Annotated in this window: 7 protein-coding genes and 1 pseudogene; all 8 read left to right on the top strand. The window is 73.5% G+C overall.

Translation table 11 applies throughout. The annotated features are described in order from the left end of the window. The first annotated feature begins 53 nt into the window (after positions 1-53). Positions 54-1,358 carry an aspartate aminotransferase family protein gene (locus tag ABZ806_RS12085; RefSeq protein ID WP_500216910.1) on the top strand — a complete coding sequence of 435 codons (1,305 nt, stop codon included), beginning with the start codon at positions 54-56 and terminating at the stop codon, positions 1,356-1,358. Beyond that, positions 1,355-2,651 (top strand): annotated as a pseudogene (gene mmsA / locus ABZ806_RS12090) (CoA-acylating methylmalonate-semialdehyde dehydrogenase); the annotation flags it as partial. The gene ABZ806_RS12085 and the pseudogene mmsA, both read left to right, overlap by 4 nt. 233 nt (positions 2,652-2,884) lie before the next feature. Continuing rightward, on the top strand, positions 2,885-3,253 hold the full coding sequence (locus ABZ806_RS12095; RefSeq protein WP_500216911.1) for a hypothetical protein: 369 nt from the start codon (positions 2,885-2,887) through the stop codon (positions 3,251-3,253). Positions 3,254-3,723: 470 nt separating this feature from the next. Further along, positions 3,724-4,974, top strand: a complete 1,251-nt coding sequence (locus ABZ806_RS12100; RefSeq protein ID WP_500216912.1) for an ABC transporter substrate-binding protein — start codon at positions 3,724-3,726, stop codon at positions 4,972-4,974. Between the two features lie 660 nt (positions 4,975-5,634). After that, positions 5,635-6,672: a sensor histidine kinase gene (locus ABZ806_RS12105; protein ID WP_500216913.1), complete on the top strand. Its 1,038-nt coding sequence runs from the start codon at positions 5,635-5,637 to the stop codon at positions 6,670-6,672. A 174-nt stretch (positions 6,673-6,846) separates the two neighbouring features. After that, a complete protein-coding gene (gene dxr, locus ABZ806_RS12110; protein ID WP_500216914.1) occupies positions 6,847-8,094 on the top strand; it encodes a 1-deoxy-D-xylulose-5-phosphate reductoisomerase in 1,248 nt (415 codons plus the stop codon). Between the two features lie 36 nt (positions 8,095-8,130). Then, positions 8,131-9,327: a M50 family metallopeptidase gene (locus ABZ806_RS12115; protein WP_500216915.1), complete on the top strand. Its 1,197-nt coding sequence runs from the start codon at positions 8,131-8,133 to the stop codon at positions 9,325-9,327. A 115-nt stretch (positions 9,328-9,442) separates the two neighbouring features. Further along, a complete protein-coding gene (gene ispG / locus ABZ806_RS12120; RefSeq protein WP_500216916.1) occupies positions 9,443-10,633 on the top strand; it encodes a flavodoxin-dependent (E)-4-hydroxy-3-methylbut-2-enyl-diphosphate synthase in 1,191 nt (396 codons plus the stop codon). The last annotated feature ends 151 nt before the right edge of the window (positions 10,634-10,784 follow it).

The following is a 10,784-nucleotide window of genomic DNA, read 5'->3' on the forward strand; positions in this document are numbered from 1 at the left end:
GTCGTGACACTCTGCGGGTGGCCAGGGCCGTCCGCACCGCCGAGACTTGGGGCATGTCGGAACACGCGAACCTGCTCCGGCGCCACAGGGCGGTCATGCCGTCCTGGATGGCGCTCAACTACTCGGACCCCATCGAGATCGCCGGCGGCAAGGGCGCCCGCGTGACCGACGCCGAGGGGAACGGCTACCTCGACTTCTTCACCGGCATCCTCACGAACATGCTGGGCTACGACGTCCCCGAGGTGCGGGACGCGGTGGAGCGGCAGCTCGCCACCGGCGTCGTGCACACCTCCACCGCCTACCTGCTGCGCGGCCAGGTCGAGCTGGCCGAGAAGATCGCCCGGCTGTCCGGCATCCCGGACGCGAAGGTCTTCTTCGCCAACTCCGGGACGGAGGCGAACGAGACGGCGCTGCTGCTCGCCGCGTACGCGCGGCGCAGCGACCAGGTCCTCGCGATGCGGCAGAGCTACCACGGCCGGTCGTTCGCGGCGGCGGGCGTCACCGGCAACCGGGCCTGGCGGAACCTGTCGTTCTCGCCGCTGGACGTCCACTTCCTGCACGGCGCCGACCGGCACCTCCCGCAGTTCGCCGGCATGTCCGACGAGCAGTACATCGACGCCTGCACGGCGGACCTGCGGCACGTGCTCGCCACCGCGACCGGCGGGGACGTCGCCGCGCTCATCGCCGAGCCGATCCAGGGCGTCGGCGGCTTCACGATGCCGCCGGACGGCCTGTTCGCCGCCTACAAGGGCGTCCTGGACGAGTTCGGCATCCTGTTCATCTCCGACGAGGTCCAGACCGGCTGGGGGCGGACGGGCGAGAACTTCTGGGGCATCTCCGGCCACGGCGTGACCCCGGACATGATGACGTTCGCCAAGGGCCTCGGGAACGGCTTCGCGGTCGGCGGCGTCGTCGCGCGCGGCGACCTCATGGACGGGCTGCCCGCTCTCGGCATCTCGACGTTCGGCGGCAACCCCGTCTCGATGGCCGCGGCGAACGCGACGCTCGACTACGTCCTCGACCACGACCTGCAGGCCAACGCCGCGCGGCAGGGCGCGACGATCATCGGCGGGCTGCGCGGCGCCGCCGCCCGGCTGCCGATCGTGGCGGAGGTGCGCGGCAAGGGCCTGATGTTCGCGGTCGAGCTGGCCGACCCGCGCACCGGCGAGCCGAGCCCGCCGCTCGCCGCCGCGCTGATGGAGGCGGCCCGCGAGCGGGGCCTGCTGATCGGCAAGGGCGGCCTGTACGGCAACGTGGTGCGCATGGCGCCGCCGATGACCCTGACCGACGCCGAGGCCGCCGAGGGCCTCGGCATCCTGATCGCAGCGCTGGAGAGCGTGCACCGGGACGCCGCATGACCCGGCACGTCACGCACTGGATCGGCGGCAAGCCGTTCGACGGGCGGTCCGCGCGGCGCGGCGACGTCTACGAGCCCGCGTCGGGCCGCGTCGCCGCGCCGCGGCGGTCGACTTCGCCGGGCGGGACGAGGTCGACGCGGCCGTCGCCGCCGGGGCCGCGTTCCCCGGCTGGCGGGACGCCTCGCTCTCCCAGCGCACCCGGGTGCTGTTCCGGTTCCGCGAACTCGTCAGCGCGCACCGGGACGGGATCGCGCGGCTGATCTCCGCCGAGCACGGCAAGGTGGTCTCGGACGCGGCCGGCGAGGTGGCCCGCGGCCTGGAGGTCGTCGAGTTCGCCTGCGGCATCCCGCACCTCCTCAAGGGCGGGTTCTCGGAGAACGTGTCCACCCGCGTGGACGCCTACTCGATCCTGCAGCCGCTCGGCGTCGCGGCGGGGATCACCCCGTTCAACTTCCCGGCGATGGTGCCGATGTGGATGTTCCCGGTGGCGATCGCGTGCGGGAACACGTTCGTCCTCAAGCCGTCGGAGAAGGACCCGTCGGCGTCGGTCCGGCCGGCGGAGCTGTGGGCCGAGGCGGGCCTGCCGGACGGGGTGTTCAACGTCCTGCACGGCGACAGGGCCGCCGTGGACGGGCTGCTGCACCACCCCGGCGTGAAGGCCGTCAGCTTCGTCGGCTCGACCCCGATCGCCCGGTCCGTCTACGCGACCGCGGCGGCGAACGGCAAGCGGGTGCAGGCGCTCGGCGGGGCGAAGAACCACATGCTGGTGCTGCCGGACGCCGACCTCGACCTCGCCGCCGACGCCGCCGTGTCGGCCGGGTTCGGCTCGGCGGGGGAGCGGTGCATGGCGATCTCCGTCATCGTCGCCGTGGACCTGGTCGGGGACGAGTTGATGGCGAGGATCCGCGAGCGCGTCGGCAGGCTCAAGGTCGGCCCCGGCGACGATCCCGAGTCGGAGATGGGCCCGCTCGTCACCGGCGCGCACCGCGACAAGGTGGTCTCCTACCTGGACTCCGGCGTCGCCCAGGGCGCCACCCTGGCGGTCGACGGGCGCGACCCCGACGTCCTCGGCGGCGCCGGCGGCGGGTTCTGGCTCGGCCCGACGGTCCTCGACCACGTCACCCCCGAGAGATGGACGCCTACAAGGACGAGATCTTCGGCCCGGTGCTGTCGGTCGTGCGGGCCGGCTCGTACGAGGCGGCCATGGAGCTGATCGCCGCCAACCCGTACGGCAACGGCACGGCGATCTTCACCAGCGACGGCGGGGCGGCGCGCCGCTTCCAGAAGAACCTGGGCTTCCCCACCAGCGGCTGACGAGCGTCCGAACGAGCGCCCGCATGCGCGGACCCGCGCGTTCGGGAATTTCCCACGGACACTGAATTTCGTCGTTGATTTTTTTCTCTCGCTGCCGCGCGAATAATGCCAACACCCATTGACGCGCTCTGTGTACGGCGACACAATCTGACTGTCTCAATTAATTGAGGCGAAATTGAAAAGTCAGGGTCGGCAGTCAAGGGAGCCGCGCTATGACCGCAGGCGACCACGCCGCGGAGGCGGACGCACTGGGAAGGCGATTTCCGGGCTGGACCATTTGGTTCGGCCTGTGCACCGGCCACTGGTGGGCGCTGCCGCCCGCCGGCCGCGACGTCGGCGACTTCCTGGAGGCCGACACCCCGCAGCGGCTCATCGCGCGGATCGAGGTGGTCGCGCGGGCCGCACCGGGGCGGCCGCCGGCACCGCGGCCCGCCCCCTTCGACCACGGCCGTTCGCGGCCGTCCCGCGACACCCGGCCGGACGTGCGGCGTCCCTCGAACCTCCGCCGTATCGAGGGCGTCACACCGTCGCCGTTCGGCCGGGCACCGGTGATCGCGTGGCCGGGCAGCACCGCACGGTGATCCGCTGTTCCCCACCCTCGCCACGCCCGCCGGTGCCGCCGCGGCCCCGGGACGGACGGCAGCCCGCGCCATATCCCTCTCCGGCACCCTCCGTGTATGGCGCGGACGCCAGCACCCGCCGTTCCCCCGGAGCCGCGGCGGTTTCTCCGTCGCGGACCCGTCCGAAAAGCCGCACATAATGGTGCGGCAATGGTCAGGTCATTCTTACCTTTTGGAAACGCGGCGGGCGGGCGCCCCGGTCGCGATCATCGGTAATTGGCCGCCGCTCCACGGCCCGCCGTAGGGAAAAGGGCCGGGAAACCGGCGATCCGATCGCGGCGGCCCGCCGGCGCCACCGGAATGGCGGCGGGGCGCGTCCGCCCGCGCCCGCGCCCCGCGGGTACCCGCCGTCCCGCCGGGCCGGACGCGCTACGCTGCGCCGATGGGCCCGTTCGCGAGGGGGAGGGCCCGGGGCACGGATCGGGAGCGACATGCGGCGGACGGCCACGGCACGGGTCACCACGGCGCGCGCCAGGGCGGCGGGCGCCCTGCTGGCGGCCGCGGCGGTCGCCGCGGGGGTCCTCGCCGGCTGCAGCGACGACGGCGGCGAGCCGGTCGGCGTCGCCAAGGTCGCGACCACCCTCGGCCCCGGCGAGGGGGTGCTCAACCTCGTCGCGCTGCCCGGCTCCATCGAGAGCGGCGGCACCGACCCGCGCGTCGACTGGGTCACCCCCTTCCAGGAGCGCACCGGCTGCAAGGTCGGGCTGAAAGTCGCGCGCACGCCCGAGGAGATGGCCCGCCTGATGCGCGACCCGGGCCGCCGCTACGACGGCGTCGCCGCGCCCCCCGAGGTCGCCGGCCGGCTCATCGCCGAGAACCAGGTCGTCCCCGTCAACACCGATCTCGTGGACGGGTACAAGAAGCTCGAACCCAAGCTCCGCGGGCTGCTGGAGCGGGACGGCAAGCACTACGGCATCCCGTACGTGTGGGGCTCGAACCTGCTCATGTACGACACCCGCACCGTGCCGCCGCCCGCCGGCTGGGCCGCGATCTTCGATCCCGCGCAGGCCCGCCGCTACTCCGGCCGGATCGTCATGCGCGACAGCCCGCTCGCGATCGCCGAGGCCGCGCTCTACCTCAAGGGCAGGGAGCGCAAGCTCAAGATCCGCGACCCGTACTCGCTGACGCCGAAGCAGCTCGCCGCCGCCGGGCGGGTGCTGGCGAAGCAGCGTCCGCACGTCGGGGAGTACTGGGACCTGCCCGCCGACGCGGTCAGCGCGTTCGCGGGCGGCCGCGCCGTGCTGGGCCAGGCGTGGCCCTACCAGGTCGACGTGCTGAGCCGCGCGGGCCGGCCCGTCCGGGGCGTCGTCCCCGCCGAGGGCGCGACCGGCTGGATGGACGCGTGGATGATCGGCGCCCGCGCCCAGCACCCGAACTGCATGTACCAGTGGCTGCAGTGGACGGCGTCGCCGGACGTCCAGCAGCAGGTCGCCGAGTGGACCGGGGTGGCGCCCGCCAACCCGCAGGCGTGCTCGGGCGACCGGCTCAGGTCCGGTTTCTGCGCCGCCTACCACGTCGGCGACCGCGGCCATCTCGACAAGATCATTTTCGCGCACGCGCCGTCGAAGGCGTGCGGCGGGAGGTCGGACGGGAACGACTGCACCGACTACACCGAGTGGACCAGGGTGTGGATCGAGGCGACGCACCCGGAGTCGGTGAAGAAGCCGCAGGCCAAGCCCTGACCGGGGCGGTGGCCCGCGGCTAGAGGTCTCTCCGGCGCGCCCGGCCGCCCCCAGCCGGGCGCGCCTGCCGGGTGGTCCCGGGCTTCCCCCCGAACGCCCGGGTCACCCTTCTCCCTGGAGAGACCTCCACGACGACGGACGCGAGGCCCGCCGTCCTCGCCGGCGCCGGCTCTCCGACCGGCCGTCCGGCGTCCGTGCGCGGCTCCCCAGATCCCCGCCGCGGGCGGGGTGCCGGCGGGGCGGGTGCGCATTCGTCGCACGCGAACACCCCGGACGAGTCCGGCAGGCGGCCGACGCGGACGCGCGGCCGGGGCCACTTCTTGCGGCAGACGACGCAGGCGTCGCCCAGGAGCTGGGCTTCGGTCAGCCCACCCGGGTCCACCGTCGGCTCGCCTGTCTGGCCCATGTTCCATCCCCCTGGCGGGAGTCGCCTTCACGTGACTCCTTTATAAGCGGGGCAGGGTGTTGGCACCGTTACCGAACGTGAAAAGGGCGGCAAAGCCTCTCGTGTCGATCGCCCGCCCGGGAGGGGACGGACTATGCGCCCCGCGCGCGGCCGTGAGGGGGCCGCCTCGGCCGTGGCGTATGCAGACCAGGCTTATGCGATCACCGTCCGGGTGCTTTGCCGTCGATTGGAGCCGATGTGCGTACAAAGGAGACATGTCGGCACGGAACGGTGATACCTCGTCCGTCCGGCCGCGCAGGTACCGCCCCGTACCCGTGACGCCGGACGCCGCCGGCGTGCCCGGCCTCCTGCCGGCGGCCGCGGTCGCCGCGGCGGCCGCCGTGCTCCACCTGCTCGGCGGCGTCCGCAGGCCGGGCGTGCTCGCGGCCGTCATGACCGCGCTGGCCGCCGCCGCCTCCGCGCTCGCCGCCCGGGACGCCCGCCGCGCGGCCGCCCGCGCGCTGGCGCCGCTGGGGCGGCTCCAGCAGGACCTGGCCGCACTCGATGAGACCGGCCCCGGCGACCGCGTCGGCGTCCCGCCCACCGGGGACGACGTCGAGCGGCTCGCCGGCCGCGTCAACGTGCTGCTCGAACGGCTGGAGCGCGTGACGGTCCAGCGCCGCTCCTTCATCGCCGACGCCTCGCACGAGCTGCGCACGCCGCTCACGGGGCTGCGCACCCGCATCGAACTGGCCCTGGACGAGCCGGACCGCGCCGACGCCGACAGCCTCCGGCGGGCGCTCGCGGACATCGACCGGCTGCACCGGATCGTCGAAGACCTCCTCATCCTCGCCCGGCTGGACTCCGGCGACGCCCCCGACCGGGACCGCTTCGACCTCGGACGGCTGGTGGAGACCGAGGTCGCCCGCCGCTCCCCGCCCGTCCCGACGACCGTCCGGGTCGAGCCGGGCGTGACGGTCGAGGCCAGCGGGCCCCGGGTCGGCCGGGCCGTGGGCAACCTGCTGGCCAACGCCGAGCGGCACGCGGTCGCGCGGATCGAGGTCTCGGTGTGCGCCCGGGGCGGCGACGCCGTCGTCGAGGTGCGCGACGACGGCCCCGGCATCCCGCTCGCCGACCGCGACCGGGTCTTCGACCGCTTCGCCCGGCTCGACACGGCCCGCAGCCGCGCCGACGGCGGCAGCGGCCTCGGCCTCCCGATCGCGCGGGAGGTCGCCGTCGCGTACGGCGGCCGCGTGTACGTCGCCGCCGGCACTGGGGCCCGCCTCGTCCTCCGCCTACCCCTCGCCCACTGACCGCGCCCGCCGCCCGTACCGGCCGCCTGCGCCCGAACGCGGCGCGCCCGCCGGTCGTGCAGGCCGGTCGTGCCTGAATGTGGCGCGCCCGCCGGTCGTGCCGGCCGGTCGTGCCCGAACGCGGCGTGCTTGAGCGCGGCGCGCCTGCGGTGCGGGGCAGACCTGGGCGGGGGAATGCCGGACAATGGAGCGGTGATGTCTCCCTCAAGCACCGACAGCGCGAACACGGCCGCCCGCGAGGTGGTCGTGCTCGGTTCCACCGGCTCGATCGGCACCCAGGCGCTGGACGTGGTCCGGCGCAACCCCGGCAGGTTCCGGGTGACCGGCCTCGCGGCCGGCGGCGGACGGGTGGAGCTGCTGGCCGAGCAGGCGCTGGAGTTCGCACCCGAGGTCGTCGCGGTGGCGAAGGCGTCCGCCGCGCAGGACCTGCAGCTGGCGTTCTACGCCGAGGCCAAGCGGCGCGGCTACGCCACCGGCGACTTCGCCATCCCCAAGATCGTCGCGGGGCCGGACGCGGTCGCCGAGGTCGCCGCCTGGCCGTGCGACGTCGTCCTGAACGGGGTGACCGGCGCGCTCGGCCTCGCCTCGACGCTGGCCGCGCTGGACGCCGGCCGGACGCTCGCCCTCGCCAACAAGGAGTCGCTCATCATGGGCGGCCCGCTGGTCAAGGAGCGGGCGCGGCCCGGGCAGATCGTCCCGGTCGACTCCGAGCACTCGGCGCTCGCCCAGTGCCTGCGCGGCGGCCGCGCGGACGAGGTGCGGCGGCTCGTGCTGACCGCGAGCGGCGGCCCGTTCCGCGGCCGGAGCCGCGCCGAGCTGGGCGAGGTGACCCCCGAGCAGGCGCTGAACCACCCGACGTGGACCATGGGCCCCGTCGTCACCATCAACTCCGCGACCCTGATCAACAAGGGCCTGGAGGTCATCGAGGCGCACCTGCTGTTCGACGTCCCGATGGACCGGATCGAGGTCATGGTGCACCCGCAGTCGGTGATCCACTCGATGGTGGAGTTCACCGACGGCGCCACGCTCGCGCAGGCGAGCCCGCCCGACATGCGGCTGCCGATCGCCCTCGGCGTCGACTGGCCGGACCGCGTCCCGGACGCGGCCCCCGGCATCGACTGGGCGAAGGCCCACACCTGGGAGCTCTTCCCGCTCGACGACGAGGCGTTCCCCGCGGTGGCGCTCGCCCGCCGCGCCGGCGAGCTGGGCGGGACGGTGCCGGCCGTTTACAACGCCGCGAACGAGGAATGTGTGGACGCGTTCCGCGCGGGACGGCTCCCGTTCCTCGGGATAGTCGACACCGTCGCGCGGGTAGTGGAGGAGCACGGCTCGGGCACCCCCGGGGAGTTGACGCTGGACGACGTCCTCGCGGCCGACGGGTGGGCGCGGGCCAGGAGCAGGGAACTGACCGGAACCGGCTGACCCGGGAACCCCCGGGAACGAACCGAGGGGAACCCGATGGCCTTCTTGCTCGGCGCGGTGGCGTTCGTCGTCGCGCTGCTGGCGTCGGTGATGCTGCACGAGGGCGGCCACCTGCTCACCGCCAAGCGGTTCGGGATGAAGGCCACGCAGTACTTCGTCGGCTTCGGGCCGACCCTGTGGTCCACCCGCCGGGGCGAGACCGAGTACGGCGTGAAGGCGATCCCGCTGGGCGGCTTCGTCAAGATCGTCGGCTACACGCCGCTGGAGGAGATCGACGAGGCGGACCGGGCCCGCGCGTTCTACCGGCAGCCCGCGGGCCGCCGCGCGATCGTCATCGGGGCCGGCGTCGTCGCCAACTTCGCGTTCGCGTTCGTGCTGCTGTTCGCGATGGCGATGACGATCGGCGTGCCGAAGCCGGGCACGGTGACCAGCACCGTCGACGCGGTCTCGCCGTGCGTGCCCGCCACGATGCAGGACGCCTGCGGCGGCGGCCGCCCGCCCAGCCCGGCGGCGCGGGCCGGGCTGAAGGCGGGCGACCGCATCGTCGCGTTCAACGGCGCCCCGGTCGCGGACTGGCAGGACCTCACCGCGGCGATCCGGGGGACGAAGCCGGGGGAGACGGTCCCGGTGGTGGTGCAGCGGCCCGGCGGCGGGCGGCTGACCCTGCCGATCACCCTCGCCGACGTGGGCGGGGAACCGTTCGTCGGCGTTTCCGCGAAGGTCGTCGGCGCGGCCTACGACCGGACCGGGCCCGTGGACGCGGCGCGGTTCGCCGGCAGCGGCATCGGCCGGACGGTCCAGGGCATCGGCACGGTCGCCGCGGACCTGCCCACCGCGATACCGAAGCTGTTCTCCCCCGAGCGGGAGAGCACGCCCGGCGGCCAGGTCGGCAGCGTCGTCGGCGCGACCGAGGTGTCCGGGCAGATCTTCTCCTCCGACAACACCACCCGGGACAAGGTCGCGCTGTTCCTGTCGCTGGTCGTCTCGGTGAACATCTTCCTCGGCGCGCTGAACGTCCTGCCCCTGCTCCCGCTGGACGGCGGGCACCTCGCCGTGGTCGCCTACGAGCGGGCCCGCGCGGGCGTCAACCGGATCCGGGGGCGGCCGGACCCGGGCACGGTCGACATGACCAAGCTGCTTCCGCTGACCTATCTGGCCGTCCTGCTGCTGGTGGGATTCGGGGTGCTGCTGATCCTCGCCGACGTGTTCAATCCACTCCAGCTGCCGAAGTGACATCAGATGTTTACGGAGTGTCACCGAACGGTCACACTGTTCGGTACCGGGTGCCGTCGAGTCAGCCCCGGCGGGCGCTTAGGCTTTGTACGGGGCCGCAAGTAAGAGGAGAGGGATGAGCGTTTCACTGGGAATGCCTAATGTCCGCGGCGAAGACGGGCAGGGGGCGCAGGGTACGAGCACGCCCCGCCGCAAGTCCCGGCAGATCATGGTCGGGAACGTTCCGGTCGGGGGCGACGCGCCGGTGTCGGTGCAGTCCATGACGACCACCCTCACCGCCGACGTGAACGCCACGCTCCAGCAGATCGCGGAGCTGACCGCGTCCGGGTGCCAGATCGTCCGGGTCGCCGTGCCGTCGCAGGACGACGCCGACGCGCTGCCGGCGATCGCGCGCAAGTCGCCGATCCCCGTCATCGCCGACATCCACTTCCAGCCCAAGTACGTGTTCGCGGCGATCGACGCGGGCTGCGCGGCCGTCCGGGTGAACCCCGGCAACATCAAGAAGTTCGACGACAAGATCGGCGAGATCGCGCGCGCCGCCACCGACGCGGGCGTGCCGATCCGGATCGGGGTGAACGCCGGCTCGCTGGACAAGCGGCTGCTGGAGAAGTACGGCAAGGCCACCCCCGAGGCGCTGGTGGAGTCGGCGCTGTGGGAGTGCTCGCTGTTCGAGGAGCACGGCTTCCGAGACATCAAGATCTCGGTCAAGCACAACGACCCGGTCGTGATGATCGACGCCTACCGGCGGCTCGCCGCGGCCTGCGAGTACCCCCTGCACCTGGGCGTGACCGAGGCCGGTCCGGCGTTCCAGGGCACGATCAAGTCGGCGGTGGCGTTCGGCGCGCTGCTGGCCGAGGGCATCGGCGACACGATCCGGGTGTCGCTGTCGGCGCCTCCGGTCGAGGAGGTCAAGGTCGGCATCGCGATCCTGGAGTCGCTCGGGCTGCGCAAGCGCGGCCTGGAGATCGTGTCGTGCCCGTCCTGCGGCCGCGCGCAGGTGGACGTGTACACGCTGGCCGAGCAGGTCACCGCCGGGCTGAAGGACTTCCCCGTCCCGCTGCGGGTGGCCGTGATGGGTTGCGTGGTGAACGGGCCGGGCGAGGCCCGCGAGGCCGACCTCGGGGTCGCCTCCGGCAACGGCAAGGGCCAGATCTTCGTCAAGGGGAAGGTCGTCAAGACCGTCCCCGAGGCCCAGATCGTGGAGACCCTGATCGAGGAGGCCATGCGCATCGGCGAGGAGATGGGCATCGTGATCGGCGAGGACGGCTCGGTCACCGGGCCGGGCGCCGAGGTAGTGGTCGGCTGACCTGCCGCGTTAGCGGACGCCGAGGGCCCCGGGTGCTAACCCGGGGCCCTTTCGCATGGTGCGCCCAGCATGGGCGATTGCTTGGGGGTGAAAGTCCCCTGGAGGAAGAGGTGGTGCTAACTCCGAGCCGGAGGCAAGGGCGTCGTTGTGA

Source organism: Spirillospora sp. NPDC047418 (assembly GCF_040643275.1).
GTDB lineage: Bacteria > Actinomycetota > Actinomycetes > Streptosporangiales > Streptosporangiaceae > Spirillospora.